Below are 16,471 nucleotides of genomic sequence, written 5' to 3' on the forward strand. Positions count from 1 at the left end.
TTTGGACCTGACGCAATTCATGCCGGTTTTCGGCAATTTTGCCTTTATGATAATGGCGTTCGTCGTGGCCTTGTCGGTGATCGTGGCGATCCATGAATACGGCCATTACATTGTGGCGCGCTGGTGCGGCATCCATGCGGATGTTTTCTCGCTCGGGTTCGGGCCGGTGATCTATAGCCGGACCGATGCGCGTGGCACGGTCTGGCAGATCGCGGCGCTGCCCTTGGGCGGTTATGTCAAGTTTCTGGGCGATACCAATGCCGCCAGCGTCGGGTCGGATGGCAGCGTGGACGCGGCCGATGCGCGCCGCTCGATGGCGGGTGCGCCGCTCTGGGCACGCACATTGACGGTGGCGGCGGGGCCTGTGTTCAATTTCATTCTGGCCATCGCGATCTTTACCGGATCGATCATGTATCAGGGCCGGGTGGCGGACCCGTTCACTATTGGTGATATCCGGCCCTTGCCTGCGCAATTCCAATCCGATTTGCGGGCAGGCGATGTCTTGTTGTCGGTTGCGAATGTTGCATTTTCTGTTCCTGAACGGCAGATGTCGCTGCTGGATCTGCTGCCGGTGCAGGAACGGCTGACCTATCAGATCACGCGCGAGGGGCGCGCGCTGGCGGTTGAAGGGCCTTATCCGATGCCGCCGCTGATTTCTGCACTGGCGCCACGGTCGGCGGCAGATAATGCGGGGCTGCGCATTGGCGATGTGATCACGGCAGTCGATGGTGATCCGATCTTTGGCTTTCCGCAATTGCAGGACAAGGTGATCAGCGCCCAAGGCGCGCCTTTGAACCTGACAATCTGGCGGGGCGGGCAGGATCTGGACGTGACCCTATCGCCGCGCATCACGGATGAGCCGCAGCCTGATGGCAGTTTTACCCAAAGCTACCGGATCGGGATTGTCGGAGATCTGATGTTCACGCCGCAGACTGAATCTGTCGGGCTGATCGCGGCGGGCAGGCTGGGCGTCGAAGGCTTGTGGAACACCGCCACCACATCGCTGTCGGCCTTGCGCCATATCATCATCGGGCAGATTTCAACCTGCAACCTGTCAGGCCCCGTGGGGATCGCGGAAACCAGCGGGTCGATGGCGCGCCAAGGCACACAAAGTTTCATCTGGTTCATTGGCGCATTGTCGGCAGCGGTGGGGCTGATCAATCTGTTTCCGATCCCCGTGCTGGATGGCGGGCATCTGATGTTTTACGCCTACGAGGCCGTAACCCGCCGCAAGCCAAGTGACCGTGCGGTGCAGGTGTTCATGTTCATCGGTCTGGCGCTGATCCTGACGATGATGTCCTTTACCATCCTGAACGATACGATCCTTTGCCGCTGACCCTGTGACATAGACCGGCAAAGCGGCGCTTTGGTGGGCTTTGTCGTTTTGACATCGGGCTTTATAGCGGCTACTCCCTTTGCAAACGGGATGTCAGGACAGGCGGACGAAATGCAGGGATTTGGTGAGCGCAGAATGGCGCAGGGCGCAGCAACAATACGGATGGTTGCGACGGTGACAGGTCTGGCGGTTCTGTCCGCCGGTGCTGCGGGCGCGCAGGACTTTGCGTTTAACGTCGTGACGATCGAAGGCAACCAGCGCGTGGCCGATGGCACAATCCTGTCCTTTGCCGGGATCAGCGCGGGTGCGACCCTGTCGGCGGCCGACCTAAACACCGCGGCCCAGCAGATACGGGAATCTGGCTTGTTCGAGACAGTTGACGTGGTGCCGCAGGGTGGCACCCTGGTGATCCGCGTTGTCGAATTTCCCACGATCAACCGGATCAGCATCGAAGGCAACACACGCATCCGCGATGCCCAGTTGCTGCCCCTGCTGCAAAGCGAACCGCGCCGTGCCTTTAACCCTGTACAGGCCGAGGCCGATACCAATGCGATCACGCAAGTCTATGCGAGCGAAGGCCGGATCAATGCCGTGGTCACCCCGCGTATCATCCGGCTGGCCGAGAACCGCGTCGATCTGGTGTTCGAAGTCGCCGAATCCGGTGTGACCGAGATCGAGCGGATTTCCTTCCTTGGTAACCGAACCTATTCCGAAGGGCGGCTGCGCCGGGTGCTGGACACCAAACAGGCCGGTTTGTTGCGCGCCTTGGTGGCGCGCGATACATTCTCGCCCGACCGTGTCGCGCAGGACCGCCAGTTGTTGACAGACTTTTACATGTCGCGCGGCTATGCCGATTTCGAGGTGTTGAATGTCGATGTCACGCTGACGTCTGAACGCGATGCCTATCTGGTGACCTATAATATCCGCGAAGGTCAGCAGTTCAATTTTGGTACTGTCACCGTCAGCAGCACGATCCCCGGCGTCGATCCTGCCGTGTTTCAGGATGCGATCCGCACGCGTGACGGCGCGGTCTATTCGCCGGTGACGATCGAAACCGACATCACGCGGCTGGAACGGCTGGCAGTGCAGCGCAATGTCAATTTCGTCCGTGTTGAACCGCGCATCACCCGAAATGAGCGCGCGCTGACGCTGGATCTGGAATATGTGCTGGTCGAAGGGCCGCGGGTTTTTGTTGAACGGATTGATATTCAGGGCAATGGCACCACGCTGGACCGTGTGATCCGCAATCAGGTTGGCGTGGTCGAAGGCGACCCGTTCAACCCCCGCGAAATCCGCGATTCCGCGCGCCGTATTCGCGCGCTGGGGTTCTTTGAAAACGCGACTGTCGATACGCGGCAGGGGTCATCTGCCAATCAGGTGATCGTCGATGTCGGCGTCACCGAAGGGCCGACCGGCACGCTCAGCTTTGGTGCCAATTACAACACCGACACCGGCGTTGGCTTGCTGGCATCTTATGGGCAAAGCAATTTTCAAGGCCGTGGCCAGCAGCTTGATTTCGATCTCTCGACAGCCGAGACGAACCAGCGGCTCAGCTTTCGGTTTGCCGAACCGCAGCTTTTGGGCCGCGATCTGCGCGGCGGGCTAGAGTTTTCCTATCGCCAGACCAACAACGAAAACGCAAGCTATGACACGCAGAACGGCCGGTTCAGCCCTTCGCTTGCCTTTCCGGTCAGCGACAACGGGCGTTTGTCGGTGTTCTATGCGTTCAACTATGCCGACCTGACCAATGTTGCCACGACCAGCAGCCAGATCCTGCGCGACGAGGAAACAATCGGCGCGGTGGCGACCAATTCGCTGGGCTATGCCTATAGCTGGGATTCGCGCCGCGCGGGGATTGACCCCAATACCGGTTATATCCTGCGGTTCGGGCAGGAATTCGGTTTTGGTGACAGCCAGTTCATCCAGACCACCGCCTTTGCCGGTGCCGAAACCAAGGTCTTGAACGAAGAACTGACGCTGCGCGCCACCGTCGAAGGCGGCTATCTGGATTATACAGATGGTCAAAGCCGCGTGACCGACCGGTTTTTCCTTGGCAGCCGCCTGATGCGGGGCTTTGATGCCGGCGGGATCGGCCCGCGTGCGCGGGACGGCGATGATGCTATCGGCGGCAATGCCTTTGCCGTGGCGCGGCTCGAGGCGGAATTTCCGCTGGGCCTGCCCAGCGAATACGGCATATCAGGTGGTCTGTTTTACGATTACGGGTCGGTCTGGGATTCAGGCTATGCCGGTCAGGTCGATTACGATGACTTTACCGCACGCTCGGTGATTGGGGCCGCGATTTTCTGGACCACGCCGATTGGGCCATTGCGGTTCAACTTTACCGAACCGCTTGACGTGCAGGCCCGTGACAAAACCCGCGCCTTCGACGTCACGATCTCGACCAATTTCTGATGCGCCTGTGGTCGGCGATTGCGGTCTGGCTGTTGCTGGCGTTGCCTTTGGCGGCCCAGCAATCGGGGCCGCAGGTTCTGATTGTTGACAGCGACCGGTTGTTTCTTGAAACGCAATACGGGCGGCAGATCGCCAGCGATCTTGCCGCACGCACCGCTGCTGTGCAGGCTGAAAACGACGCCATTGTCGCTGCGCTAACCGAAGAAGAACGCAGCCTGACCCAGCGCCGGCCCGGCATGGACCCCGCCGCATTCCGGATCGAGGCCGCAGCCTTTGACTCCAAGGTCCAAGAGGTTCGGCGCGCCCGCGATGCCATGAATGGTGAACTGGCGGCCGAGGCAGCAAAGGCGCGCGACATGTTCGAAGAACGCGCGCAGGCCGTGATTGCAAATCTGATGCTGGAACGCGGCGCCACCTTGGTGATGGAACAGCGCAATGTCATTTTGTCGGTGCGCACGGCCAATATCACCGATCAGGCAATCACCCGCATTGACCAGGTCCTGGGTCAAGGCACGCCCTAGCCACGCTTGCCGTGCGCGCTGCCGCTTGCTAGTCAGGGCCAGCCCCGTTGTTCGGGACCCGCCAAGACAAGGAACCCTAAATGTCCGACCCCATCACCACCGCCGATATCCAGCTGATCCAAAAGATCCTGCCGCATCGCTACCCGTTTTTGCTGGTGGACAAGGTGCATAGCATCGATGGCACATCCTCGGCCGTTGGCATCAAGAATGTCACCATGAACGAGCCGCATTTTCAGGGCCATTTTCCCGGCAACCCGATCATGCCCGGTGTCACCATCATCGAGGCGATGGCGCAGACATCTGCCGTGATGGTCGGTGCGTCGCTCGGGCTGATCAACGGCGATCTTTTGGTTTATTTCATGGCGATTGACGGCTGCAAATTCCGCCGCAAGGTGGTGCCGGGCGATGTGCTGGAAATGCGGGTCGAAACCACGCGCGGCAAGCCCGGCGGCAAGGTCTGGCGCTTCAAGGGTGTGGCGACGGTCGATGGCGAACTGGCCGCCGAGGCAGAGTTTACCGCGATGATGGATCTGCAAGGCTGATGGCGGGCATTCACCCTAGTGCGGTTATTGCAGATGGCGCGCAGATCGGTGCCGATTGCAGTATCGGCCCGTTTTGCGTGATCGGTGCGGATGTGGTGCTGGGCGATGGCGTGACGCTCAAAAGCCATGTCGTTGTTGATGGCGACACACAGATCGGCGCTGGCACCGTTGTTTTCCCGTTTTCGGTGATCGGCGAAATCCCGCAGGATTTGAAATTTGCGGGAGAAAAGACCCAATTGCGCATCGGCGCGCGCAACCGGATCCGCGAACATGTCACCATCAATACCGGCACCGCCCAAGGCGGCGGGATTACCCGCGTCGGCGATGACGGCTTGTTCATGGCAGGCTGCCATATCGCGCATGACGCGCAGATCGGCAACCGGGTGATCATCGTCAACAGTTCCGCCGTGGCGGGCCATTGCGTGATTGAGGATGATGTCATCATCGGTGGTCTGTGCGGTGTGCATCAATGGGTGCGGATCGGGCAGGGCGCCATTATCGGGGCTGTCACCATGGTTACCGCCGATGTCGTGCCGCACGGCCTGGTACAGGGGCCGCGCGGGGTGCTCGACGGGCTGAACCTTGTCGGGCTGAAACGCAAAGGTGTGGACCGCGCCGATATCACCGCGCTGCGCGCCGCGTTCCAGATGCTCAAAGACGGCGAAGGCAATTTTCAGGACCGCGCGCGCAAGCTGGGCGATGAAACCGATAGCGCTTATGTGCAGGATATGGTGCGCTTTATCCTTGGCCCGTCTGACCGCAATTTCCTGACGCCCGGCTGATGCTGGCGCTGATCGCAGGTACCGGCGATCTGCCGCCCGCGCTGTTGGTGCGGTTGCCGGAACGGCCATTGGTTTGCGCCTTGCAGGGCTTTGCGCCGCAGATCACGCCCGACATCACCTTTCGCCTCGAACATCTGGGGTCGTTTCTGGCGGATCTGGCCGCGCGCGGTGTCACGCGCATCTGCATGGCGGGGGCGGTCAAGCGGCCTGCGATTGACCCTGCGCAGATTGATGCGGCGACTTTGCCACTGGTCGCAGGTCTACAAGCCGCGCTGGCCAAGGGCGACGATGGCACCCTGCGCGGCGTGATCGCGATCTTGGAAAACGCAGGCTTTGCCGTCGTTGCAGCACATGACCTCGCGCCCGATCTTTTGCCTGCCGCTGGTGTGCTGGCGGGCCGTGTGACGCCGCAATTGCGGCTGGATGCGGTGCTGGGCGAGCAGACGATTGCCGCAATGGGGCAGGCAGATATCGGGCAGGCCTGTCTGGTGCGCCTAGGCCACGTGATCGCGCGCGAGGATCAGGCCGGCACTGATGCGATGATCGCACGCTTTGCCCCTGCGGGTGATCCGCTGTGGGGCAGTGTCGATCTGGTGGGTGACCTGCTTGGCACCGCCGCCGAATGGCTGAGCGGGGCGGATGGCGTGCCTGTCGATGCGCGCGGCGCGGTGCTGTTCAAGGCCCCCAAACCCGCGCAGGACCGCCGCGCAGACCTGCCGGTGATCGGGCCAGATACAGCGCGCGGGGCAGTTGCCGCGGGTCTGTCGGCCATCGTAGTCGAGGCGGGGGGCGTCATCGTGCTGGACCTGCCGCAGGTCATCGCCACGCTGGACCGCGCCGGGGTCTGTTTCTGGGTCCGCCCCAAAGGTGGCGCATGAGGGTGTTCGTGATCGCGGGCGAGGCGTCGGGCGACAAGCTGGGCGCCGCCTTGATGGCAGGGCTGCGCCAGCTGCGCCCCGATGTGACGTTTGACGGTGTCGGCGGGCCGCTGATGCAGGCCGAAGGGCTGGTCAGCCGCTTTCCCATGGATGAACTCAGCGTCATGGGGCTGGCGGAAATCCTGCCCAAATACCGCGCGCTGAAGCGGCGCATCGCGCAGATGGCCGAGGCGGTCGTGCATACCCAGCCCGATGTGCTGATCACCATCGACAGCCCCGATTTCTGCCTGCGCGTGGCAAAGCTGGTCAAGGCGCGCAGCACGATCCGCACCGTGCATTATGTTGCGCCCACTGTCTGGGCATGGCGGCCCAAACGCGCAGGCCATATGGCGCATCATATCGACCATGTGCTGGCGCTGTTCCCGTTCGAGCCGCCCTTGATGCAGGCCGCAGGCATGGCGTGTGATTTCGTCGGCCATCCGGTGGTGACCGATCCGATTGCCAACGCCGATGACGCCGCCGCCCTTGGCGATGGCACCGTCGTGCTGGTCCTGCCCGGCAGCCGCAAAGGCGAGGTGAGCCGCCTTGCCCCCCGTTTCGGGCAGGCCGTGGCGCGGATCGCGGCGCAGGTGCCGGATGCGCGGTTCGTCATTCCCACGACGGCCAATGTGCATGATCTGGTGCAGGCGCAGGTGGCGGGCTGGCCTGTGCCGGTCACTGTGTTGCCGCCTGCCAGCCCTGACAAACCTGCGTGGTTTCGCCGCGCGGATGTGGCCCTTGCAGCCTCTGGCACGGTGTCGCTGGAACTGGCCGCCAATGGCACGCCGATGGTCATTGCCTATGACATGGCTTGGCTTAGCCGGATCATTATCAGCCGCATGTTGCTGGTCGATACCGTGACGCTGGTCAATCTGGTCAGCGACACCCGCGTGGTGCCGGAATTCATCGGTCAGGCGTGCCAGCCTGCGCCGATTGCCGATGCCGTGCTGGCGGTGCTGGCCAACCCGACCGCACAGCAGGCGGCGATGGACCTGACCATGGACAGGCTGGGTCGCGGGGGCGGGGCACCGGGGCTACGCGCGGCGCGCGCGGTGCTGGATCGCATGGCCACGACGCGCGCAAAATAAAGGCCCCACCACGGGGGCGGGGCCTTTGTTTTTGCCAAATGGCAGAATTTAAAAGCTATAGGCCAGTTTCAGCCCAACAGCGACGACGCTATTATCGGTGAATTCGGGGCTAAACGAACCAATTGCTGTGGTTGCATCGCCAACATTCACATAGCGCACGCCACCTGACACCTCGACCCCGTTGCCCATATCATAGGCACCGCCGATCTGAACGCTGGTATAACCATCGGTTGGACCAAGGTTGCTGACGACTTCGCCGGTGGATACTTCGTGGCCAATCGAAACAGATGCAGAGAACTGATCGCTCAGGCGTCTCCCGATGCCGATGTTGTACGTGTAAACATCATCTGTGTATGAAACCAGATTACCTGCCAGACTGTCAGTCAGGGCAAACCCATTCCAACCAACCCACCGCACAGAGCCGAACAACAATGTATCGGCGGCGATCCCTGTCTGGAAATCCAGATTATAGGATTCGGGCAAGGTCGTTGTCAGATTGCCCGCAGTACCATCCAGCGCAAGGTCGATTTCGCTGCTGTAGGTCAGCGCCACCCGCAGCGCGATATTCTCGCGTTCATAGGCGACACCGGCGACATAACCGCTGCCCGATCCGCTGGAATAAGTCGAAGCATATGCGGTTGGCAGCACCAATGCGACAGAACCTTCGGCGGAAACATTGCGCAGACCGACATGGACACTGTAGATCGGATCCAGCTCATAACGCACGAGCGCCGTGAACCCTTGGCTATCGACTATCGCCTTGGACCCAACGACCGGATATGGTGTCGTGTCATAATTCACATCGGCGCCAAAGGGCTGGTCGGAAATCAGTGCAAGCGATATCTGATCGTTGACCTGCATCTTCACGCCAAAGCCGAACTGCGTGTAATCAGGCGCCATATTTCCCGATTGTTGTGTCGTGGCGCCAAGCGCGACGCTGCCTGACACGCTGGGCCGCACTGACCCAAAGCTCAGCTCGACGCTGTTTCCATCTTCAAAAATAACGCCAATTCCTTGGCCCGAGCGGTCAAGCCCAGCAGCCTGCGCCATGGATGTTGTCAGCAATAAAGCTGCGCCAACGGTAAGTGCCTGTTTCATGGTGTCTCCCCCCTCATGAACAAATATTGTGCGAAAATCTTAGGGAGTGCCTCAAAGCTGCGCAATTTATGACGCTACGTCAACTTGAGCGTATGTCGTAGCGTCACGTGTTTGTGATTTGCTACGCTGTGGCGCGCCGAGCGCACCAAACGGACTATTTTTGTGCAACCGCGCCTGCGTGCCGGATATTGATGAAATTGCCTAGAAAAATGAGCGCCGCACCAGCAAAGACTAGCAATTCCAACGGTTCATCATACAGGATCATCCCCACAACCGCGATGGCGGGCAGGCGCACGAAATCCAGCGGCATGACGGTGCTGGCGGGGGCGATGCTCAGCGCCTTGGTCAGGCAGAAATGCGCGACCAGCCCTGCGATGCTGATCACCACGACCCAGGGCAGGGTCAGCGCCGATGGCACCGCGATGTCGCCGTCATAGCCGGCACTGAGCAGCCCGAAAATCGCCTGCGTGAGCGTCAGGAAAAACAGGATCGAGGTGATGCCTTCGGTCCGCGTCAGCTTGCGCGTGAAAATCGCGGTCAGCGCAAAGAACACCGCACACCCCGCCGCCGCCAGCAATCCGGGGCTCATATTGCCCGGATCGGGGCGCGCCACGATCAGGATGCCGGCAAAGCCGATCAGCGCCGCGATCAGCCCGATGCCGGTGAGCCGTTCTTGCAAGATCAGCGGCGACAACAGCAGCACCCAGATCGGCGTGGTGAATTCCAATGCGAAAACCTGCGCCAGCGGGATCGTGATGATGGCGTAAAACCACAGGTTCTGCCCGGTGAAATGACAGATATTGCGCATCAGATGCAGGCGCAGCTTGCGGAACCTGATCTGGCGAATGGCACCGGTATAAGCCGCGATGGCCAGAACGATGATGATGCCGATCAGGCTGCGGAACAGCATGATCTCGAACGTGTCAAGTTCCACGCTGACGCTGCGCCCCGCGATGGCCATGGTGGTAAAGGCGATAATCGCGCCGATCATCCAAACGGCGGCCTGTGTCGTGTTGCTCATCTTGAACCCTGACAGGGATATTTGCGCCTTGCGCGCCGCCCCCTTTTGACAGGGTCGGATGATTTTGCAAGCGCATGCATTGTGCGAAACGGCGCGGTGCAGGGGCGGTGATGGCTTTGAACCGTCCGGCGCGCCGGTTTCGCGCGATCATGATCTGCCAGGCTGGCTGCTTTCGTTGGATGGCTGTCATGTGTTGCATGACATCTCAGCGGCTTAAGCGGTTCTTAATCGCTGTGCGCGATAACACCCGAAATCTGATTGTTCGGTGTTAGAGGTATTTATGCGCAAACTCAGTTCTATTCCCCTGTCCCGCAAGCTGCCTGTCATCATCGCGGGCATCGGCCTTTCGGCTGCGATCGCGGTGTCTGCGCTCAGTTATTTTGACTTTCGCGATACGATGTTGAGGTCTGCCAAGGCCAATTTCGAAGTCCTTGCCGATGAACGCGGTCTGGCCGTAGAAAGCTGGTTGGGAGAGGTAAGGCGAAACATGCTGTCCTACGCGCGCACGCCAATGGTCGTTGACACGCTGCCGGCGCTGTCATCCTCTTTCGGGATGATGGGCACTGCGGACGATCTGCAAGCCTCCTACATCGCGAACAACCCCAACCCCGTTGGGCAAAAATCCTTGCTTGACCGGGCCCCCGAAGTAGTTCCCTACAATTTCCAACATGGTGTGTTGCACCCGTTCTTTCGCAATGTGGTGTCATCGGCGGGATATTCCGATGTGTATCTGCTGAATACGGAAGGTGACGTTGTCTATTCCTACGCCAAAAATCCCGATTTTGCGACCAGCGTTGAAACAGGCCCCTACAGGAACACCGGGCTTGGTCAGGTGTTCCGGGCCGCCCGCGACGGCAATGCCGGACAGGTCTATTTTACTGATTACACCGCCTATGGGCCCGGCGGTGGCGTTGTTGCGGCCTTTATGGCGACACCGGTGCAGAACAGCGATGGTGTGACGGTTGGCGTCTATGCGTCCCAGCTATTGACCGCCAATCTTGATGAAATTGTGAACCGCGAAGTCGGGTTGGGGGCCACGGGTCAGATCTATATCGTTGGCCCCGACATGAAGACGCGCAGCACGTCACGTTTTGCCGGCGGGCACAGACCTTTGTCTGACGTCAGTGGCCTCGATCAGGTCGCGGCTGGTGCGGCTGGCGCGGCAGAGGTGTTTAGCGGTGTGACCGGGATTAATGGGCGCCCGGTTATTGCCAAGGTGGTGAATATTGAAATCCTTGGCACGCCTTGGCGGGTTATCGGCGAACTGGACATGGCAGAGGTGCTGATCCCCGTGAATGATATCCGTGCGCAAATGGGTATTCTTGCGGTGGTCGTCATGGTGCTGGCCGCATTGCTTGGCTATCTGACGGCACGCTCGGTGTTAAACCCGCTGTCACGCCTGCGCGACGGTATGGGCCGTGTCGCGCAGCGCCAGTATGATTTCGTTGTGGCCGATACGGGCCGCAGCGATGAATTGGGCGTGCTGGCCACGGCGCTGGTCGAGTTCCGCGACAAGCTGCAGGCTTTCGATGCGGCCGATGAGGAACGCAAGAAAATCCAGGCAGAACAAGCACGCGTCGTTCAGGAACTCAGCAAGGCGATGGTGGCGCTGGCCGAGGGCGATCTGACGGCGGTCATTCATATGCCCTTTGATGAAAGCTATGAACAGCTGCGGCTTGACTATAACCGCACCGTCACCAACCTCAGCACGACCGTTGGATCGGTTGTCACCAGTGCCGTTGGTATTCGTGAACGCTCCTTGGAGATGAGCAGCGCATCTGACGACCTTTCGCGCCGGACCGAAAATCAGGCTGCGACGCTGGAACAGACTGCTGCCGCGCTTGACGAACTGACGGCCAGCGTGCGGTCCGCTGCCGATGGCGCGCGTGAGGTGGAATCTATCGTCGGTAACGCCCAAGATGACGCCATTGCCAGCGAACCCGTGGTCCAAAAGGCGGTTGCCGCGATGACCGCCATCGAAAAGTCATCTGATGAAATCTCGCAGATTGTCGGCGTGATTGATGACATCGCCTTTCAGACCAATCTACTCGCGCTCAATGCGGGGGTCGAGGCGGCACGTGCGGGCGATGCCGGGCGGGGTTTCGCTGTCGTGGCATCAGAAGTGCGCGCTCTGGCGCAACGCTCCTCTGAAGCGGCCAAGCAGATCAAGACGTTGATCGCCGGCAGTTCTGATCAGGTCGCCAATGGCGTCAGCCTGGTTGGCGAGGCTGGCGAAGTCCTGACGCGCATCGCCAAACATATCAGCCATATCTCTGGCCTGATTTCGGAAATTGCGGCGGGTGCCGTGGAACAATCGACAGGGCTGGCTGAGATCAACATCGGGGTCACACAGTTGGACAAGGTGACACAACAAAACGCCGCCATGGTCGAACAAGCCACAGCAAGCAGCCATGCCCTGAACGCGGAGGCTGGCAATCTTGGCGAACTTGTTGCGCGGTTCCAGCTGGACAACAATTCCAGCCACTCTGCCGCGCCGATGCCGCATCCGGCAGAAAATGTCATGATGTTCCAATCTCCACGCAGCCAACAGAAATCCGCCAAAGCGGTCCCTGCGGCGATGAACGGGACGCATGGTAGGACCAACAGCATGGGTCCCGACGACTGGCAGGACTTTTAGGTTGGAATTGGCGGGCGGCATCGCGGGCCGCCTCTGCCTAAATCAGCCGCGCCCCACAGCGCGGACCAGCGATATTGTCACTGCAAGGGTGTCGTTGGCGCCGCGCTGCCGCAAAAAATGATCTTTCGGAATATCGCCCGTACGGGCGTGCGATCAAATCTGATTGGCTGGCATTGGCGATGAAATCGAAAGCCTCATGCGCTTTTGCAAATTGGTCATGCAGGCGTGCGCGCCGGTATGCTGGCGCGCAGTATCTTTACGCCGCCTGACGTATGTCCGCAGGCACCATTGGCCTGATTGCGGGGCGTGGCGTCACCTTTGGTGGCTTGGTGCATGTGTTTTGTCGTGCGGTCAACCGGCCAACGGCGACTGTACCGCCCGCCGCCAATAAGGTGTGCTATTCAAACCTGTGTCACCGCCGGCTTTGCAACAGCGCCAGATTTCATTGCGCTCATGAGAATGCGGCCGCCCACAAGATTGAGCCTTGGCCGCGCTGGATTTGCCATGCCAACCATTGCTGACTGCGGCCGCGATTTGACAAAGCGTCGCTTTCGACGCTTAACCGTTTGACAGCACGGTCCGGACCGCTATTTTCGCACGACGAAACGCTGACGGGTGTCGTTTGTACGACATGCGGCATCTTTGTCTTATCATCCGGGAGGAATTCGATGATCAAATCTATTCTTGGCACATCTGCCATCGCACTTGTGGCGGCCTTGCCAGCATTGGCACAAGAGGTTGACCGCACGGACTGGCCCACCAGCTTTACCGTTGGTACCGCATCGCAGGGCGGCACGTTTTTCGTCTATGGTTCGGGCTATGCCAACCTGATTTCCGAAGAGCTGGGCGTGACCGGCGGCGCCGAAGTCACCGGCGGACCCATGCAGAACATGGCATTGGTCCACACCGGTGAAGCCGCGATGGGCATGACCACGATGGGCCCGGCACAGGTCAGCATCCAGGGCAAAAGCCCGCTGGCACCCGGTCTGGAAATGACCAATGTCTGCGCGCATTTCCCGATGTATGAAACACCGTTCCATGCAGTGGCTCTGTCCAGTTCCGGCATCACCGCGCTGAGCGAGATCCCTGCAGGATCGCGCATCGGCTTTGGCCCAGCTGGCTCGACTGGCGATACCTACTTCCCTGAAATGATGACTGCGCTTGGCATCGAGTACGAGCGTCGCAACGGGGGCTGGAACGATCTGGGCGGCCAGTTGCAAGATGGCTTGATCGACGTTATCGGCTTTGCCGCCGGTGTGCCGATCCCTCAGGTTGCCGAGCTTGAGGCGTCCAACGATGTCAACATCATCGAATTCACCGCCGAAGAACAGGCGCTGATGACCTCGCTGTTCCCTGTGTCGAATTTCGACATTCCGGCCGGCACCTATGCCAGCCTGACCGAACCCGCGCGTGCGGTGTCGATGTGGAACTTTGCCATCGTCAATTGTGATCTGCCCGAAAGCTTTGTCTACGAAGCAACGCGGGTCATCATGGAAGACAACGCACGGATGATGCAGATCCATTCGTCAGCGGCAACGACCGTATTCGAAAACTGGGATAAAAACACGGTCATCCCTTGGCACCCCGGTGCTGCACGTTGGTTCACCGAAAACGGTGCAACCATTTCTGCGGACATGATCAAGTAATAAACACATCAGGGCCGGCGCAAACAGCACCGGCCCTAATTTGACAGGCGTTGTGCCTGCCATGCCGGGGCCTTGCCCCGAATTTCATGAGGGAAACTGGGTAATGGCCAAGGCCGATATTTCGAAATTTGATGATGACACCGGCCCGCTGGTTGCCGAAGGTGCGGACGAAGAAGTCATTGAATACAACCGCCGCCTTTACGAAGGCTGGGTGCGTTGGGCCATGGCTGCCGCGCTTGCGATCTATGCGTTTTTTCATATTGCCGCACTGAACGGCCTATCGATCCGCGACATGACAGGCGGGGTGGTCAACCTGCCGTTCCTGCCGCGTCTTCCGATGGAATCCTGGACTTACCGGACCGTGCATATCGCGGGGGCCACGGCGCTTGGGTTCTTGATGTTTTCGGGTACGTCCTTTAGCGAGCGGACCGGCACGGGCCGTGACCGGTTGTTCAGCTATCTGGCCTATGCGCTGATGATCCCGGCCTTGTTTTCATTGGGCGTGACCTTCTGGTTCCAAAGCTTGATCGCGGCTGGCACATCTTGGAACGGGATGGACCCGACGATCCAGTTCAACGAACGCTGGCTGTTCGGTATCCCGTTGATCGGGGCGACCTTTGGCGCGATTGCGCTGTCTTGGGTGCATCAGCGCCCGCGCACGCGGGTCAATCCTGCCGATTTGGTGTTGGTTGTCGCGGCACTGGCGGTGGCCAGCTATCTCGTCACGATTTACAACACACCGATACGGGCCACGACCGGCACATCCTTTGCGCCATTGGGCATATCACTGGCGGGGATCGCAGGCACAGCGCTGATCCTGGAATTGACACGGCGGGTAACGGGGTTGGCGCTGCCGATCATCGCGGGGATTTTCCTGATCTATGTCTGGCTGGGGCATCTGGCACCTGGCGTGCTGAATTCGCCACAGATCGCGTTGCAGCGGTTTTTTAGCCAAGTTTACACCGATGTCGGCATTCTGGGCCAGACGACCTCTGTATCCTCGACCTATATCATTCTGTTCATTATCTTTGCGGCGTTTTTGCAGGCGTCCAAGGTGGGTGAATATTTCATCAACTTTGCCTTCGCCCTGACCGGCCGGCAGCGCGGCGGGCCTGCCAAAGTGGCCATCTTCGCCTCGGGGCTGATGGGTATGATCAATGGCACGTCCGCGGGCAATGTCGTGGCCACCGGCAGCCTGACGATCCCGCTGATGCACAAGGTCGGATATGATAAAAAGACATCCGGCGCGATCGAGGCTGCGGCATCGACCGGCGGACAGATCATGCCGCCGATCATGGGGGCAGGGGCCTTTATCATGGCCGAGATCACGGGCATTCCCTATCAGGAAATCGCCATCGCGGCGATCATCCCGTCGATCCTGTATTTCGCATCGGTCTATTTCATGGTCGATCTGTCAGCCGCGCGCATCGGCATGACGGGCATGCGGGCAGAGGAATTGCCCAAGGTCAAAGCGATGATGAAACAGGTGTTCCTGTTCTTGCCGATCATCATCCTGATCGCGGCGTTGTTCGCGGGGTATTCGGTGATCCGTGCGGGCACTTATGCCACGGCGGCGGCGGCGGTGGTTAGCTGGCTGACACCTTACCGGATGGGGGTGCGGTCGGTTGCCTATGCGTTCCAGATCGCGGGCAGCATGTCGATCCAGATCATCGCGGTCTGCGCATGTGCCGGCATTATCGTTGGGGTGATTTCGTTGACAGGGGTCGGCGCGCGGTTTTCCAACCTGCTGCTGGGCCTTGCAGGCGTCAGTCAGTTGCTGGCGATGTTCTTTGCCATGGTGATCGCGATCCTTTTGGGGATGGGGATGCCGACGACAGCGGCCTATGCGGTTGCGGCCTCGGTGGTGGCACCGGGCCTGATCCGGCTGGGGATTGACCCGCTGACGGCGCATTTCTTTGTGTTCTACTTTGCCGTTGTCTCGGCCATCACACCACCCGTGGCACTTGCCAGCTATGCCGCCGCAGGCATTTCCGGGGCAGACCCGATGGCCACATCCTTTGCGTCGTTCAAGATCGGGTTGGCGGCGTTCATCGTGCCGTTCATGTTCTTTTACAACGGCGCCTTGTTGATGAATGCCCCATGGCTGGAAATCCTGCAGGCGCTGACGACGGCGCTGGTCGGGGTGTACTTTCTGGCTGCTGCTGTGCAGGCTTGGCTTTGGGGCAAAGCTGCAGGGCCGCTGACCAGGGTCGGTCTATTGGTCGCGTCCTTGTTCATGATCTCGGGAGGGTTGTTGACGGACATCTTGGGCCTTGGCATTGCGGTTGGCCTGATCTTGATCAACCGCACGTTCGGACCTGACAGCAAGACACCGCTTGTGCAGGGCCGGGCGGACTGACCCATCAAAAGGGCGCGGATTGCCGCGCCCTTTTTATTTGGCATGACGATCAAGCTGGCGGTTGGCGTGATGCCACGCCAGACAGGACAATCAGCCGCGTCCCCTTGGTTT

12 protein-coding genes are annotated in these 16,471 nt (G+C 60.1%); 10 read left to right on the top strand and 2 right to left on the bottom strand.

Annotation, left to right across the window (positions count from 1 at the left end):
- Nucleotide 1: 1 nt before the first annotated feature.
- The 7 genes from rseP (at nt 2) to lpxB (ending at nt 7,598) form a co-directional block, all read left to right on the top strand.
- Nucleotides 2–1,336 carry an RIP metalloprotease RseP gene (rseP, locus tag SKA53_RS03965; RefSeq protein ID WP_007204767.1) on the top strand — a complete coding sequence of 445 codons (1,335 nt, stop codon included), beginning with the start codon at nt 2–4 and terminating at the stop codon, nt 1,334–1,336.
- Between the two features lie 111 nt (nt 1,337–1,447).
- Complete coding sequence (gene bamA / locus SKA53_RS03970) at nt 1,448–3,748, top strand: outer membrane protein assembly factor BamA (RefSeq protein ID WP_040483115.1); 2,301 nt, start codon at nt 1,448–1,450, stop codon at nt 3,746–3,748.
- Nucleotides 3,748–4,269, top strand: coding sequence for an OmpH family outer membrane protein (locus SKA53_RS03975; RefSeq protein ID WP_007204769.1), 522 nt, complete (start codon nt 3,748–3,750; stop codon nt 4,267–4,269). The genes bamA and SKA53_RS03975 overlap by 1 nt, the downstream gene beginning before the upstream one ends.
- 80 nt (nt 4,270–4,349) lie before the next feature.
- The gene (fabZ, locus tag SKA53_RS03980) at nt 4,350–4,811 is read left to right on the top strand and encodes a 3-hydroxyacyl-ACP dehydratase FabZ (RefSeq protein ID WP_007204770.1); all 462 of its coding nucleotides are present in this window, start codon (nt 4,350–4,352) and stop codon (nt 4,809–4,811) included.
- Nucleotides 4,811–5,593, top strand: coding sequence for an acyl-ACP--UDP-N-acetylglucosamine O-acyltransferase (gene lpxA / locus SKA53_RS03985; protein ID WP_007204771.1), 783 nt, complete (start codon nt 4,811–4,813; stop codon nt 5,591–5,593). Before fabZ ends, lpxA begins: the two co-directional genes overlap by 1 nt.
- Entirely contained in the window at nt 5,593–6,471 is an 879-nt protein-coding gene (locus SKA53_RS03990; protein WP_007204772.1) for an LpxI family protein, read from the top strand. The genes lpxA and SKA53_RS03990 overlap by 1 nt, the downstream gene beginning before the upstream one ends.
- Nucleotides 6,468–7,598, top strand: a complete 1,131-nt coding sequence (lpxB, locus tag SKA53_RS03995; protein WP_007204773.1) for a lipid-A-disaccharide synthase — start codon at nt 6,468–6,470, stop codon at nt 7,596–7,598. The genes SKA53_RS03990 and lpxB overlap by 4 nt, the downstream gene beginning before the upstream one ends.
- A 48-nt stretch (nt 7,599–7,646) precedes the next feature.
- Here the strand turns inward: lpxB and SKA53_RS04000 are convergent, their stop codons facing one another.
- On the bottom strand, nt 7,647–8,696 hold the full coding sequence (locus SKA53_RS04000; RefSeq protein ID WP_007204774.1) for a hypothetical protein: 1,050 nt from the start codon (nt 8,694–8,696) through the stop codon (nt 7,647–7,649).
- A gap of 154 nt (nt 8,697–8,850) precedes the next feature.
- Nucleotides 8,851–9,717, bottom strand: coding sequence for a DMT family transporter (locus SKA53_RS04005; RefSeq protein ID WP_007204775.1), 867 nt, complete (start codon nt 9,715–9,717; stop codon nt 8,851–8,853).
- Between the two features lie 280 nt (nt 9,718–9,997).
- Between SKA53_RS04005 and SKA53_RS04010 the strand changes: the two genes are divergently transcribed.
- From SKA53_RS04010 to SKA53_RS04020, 3 genes are all read left to right on the top strand, one after another.
- On the top strand, nt 9,998–12,355 hold the full coding sequence (locus tag SKA53_RS04010) for a methyl-accepting chemotaxis protein (protein WP_007204777.1): 2,358 nt from the start codon (nt 9,998–10,000) through the stop codon (nt 12,353–12,355).
- 668 nt (nt 12,356–13,023) lie between these two features.
- On the top strand, nt 13,024–14,001 hold the full coding sequence (locus tag SKA53_RS04015) for a TAXI family TRAP transporter solute-binding subunit (RefSeq protein ID WP_007204779.1): 978 nt from the start codon (nt 13,024–13,026) through the stop codon (nt 13,999–14,001).
- Between the two features lie 103 nt (nt 14,002–14,104).
- Nucleotides 14,105–16,360 (top strand): TRAP transporter permease, encoded by a 2,256-nt coding sequence (locus SKA53_RS04020; protein WP_007204780.1) that lies wholly within the window; start codon nt 14,105–14,107, stop codon nt 16,358–16,360.
- Nucleotides 16,361–16,471: the final 111 nt, after the last annotated feature.

The organism is Yoonia vestfoldensis SKA53 (genome assembly GCF_000152785.1).
GTDB lineage: Bacteria > Pseudomonadota > Alphaproteobacteria > Rhodobacterales > Rhodobacteraceae > Yoonia > Yoonia vestfoldensis_A.

Bases quoted from the DNA above. Each gene is read 5' to 3' on its own strand.
- SKA53_RS03975 (WP_007204769.1), top strand. From the start codon at position 3,748: ATGCGCCTGTGGTCGGCGATTGCGGTCTGGCTGTTGCTGGCGTTGCCT.
- SKA53_RS04000 (WP_007204774.1), bottom strand. From the start codon at position 8,696: ATGAAACAGGCACTTACCGTTGGCGCAGCTTTATTGCTGACAACATCC.
- SKA53_RS04010 (WP_007204777.1), top strand. From the start codon at position 9,998: ATGCGCAAACTCAGTTCTATTCCCCTGTCCCGCAAGCTGCCTGTCATC.
- SKA53_RS03990 (WP_007204772.1), top strand. From the start codon at position 5,593: ATGCTGGCGCTGATCGCAGGTACCGGCGATCTGCCGCCCGCGCTGTTG.
- SKA53_RS04020 (WP_007204780.1), top strand. From the start codon at position 14,105: ATGGCCAAGGCCGATATTTCGAAATTTGATGATGACACCGGCCCGCTG.
- SKA53_RS04005 (WP_007204775.1), bottom strand. From the start codon at position 9,717: ATGAGCAACACGACACAGGCCGCCGTTTGGATGATCGGCGCGATTATC.
- bamA (WP_040483115.1), top strand. From the start codon at position 1,448: ATGCAGGGATTTGGTGAGCGCAGAATGGCGCAGGGCGCAGCAACAATA.
- lpxB (WP_007204773.1), top strand. From the start codon at position 6,468: ATGAGGGTGTTCGTGATCGCGGGCGAGGCGTCGGGCGACAAGCTGGGC.
- SKA53_RS04015 (WP_007204779.1), top strand. From the start codon at position 13,024: ATGATCAAATCTATTCTTGGCACATCTGCCATCGCACTTGTGGCGGCC.
- lpxA (WP_007204771.1), top strand. From the start codon at position 4,811: ATGGCGGGCATTCACCCTAGTGCGGTTATTGCAGATGGCGCGCAGATC.
- fabZ (WP_007204770.1), top strand. From the start codon at position 4,350: ATGTCCGACCCCATCACCACCGCCGATATCCAGCTGATCCAAAAGATC.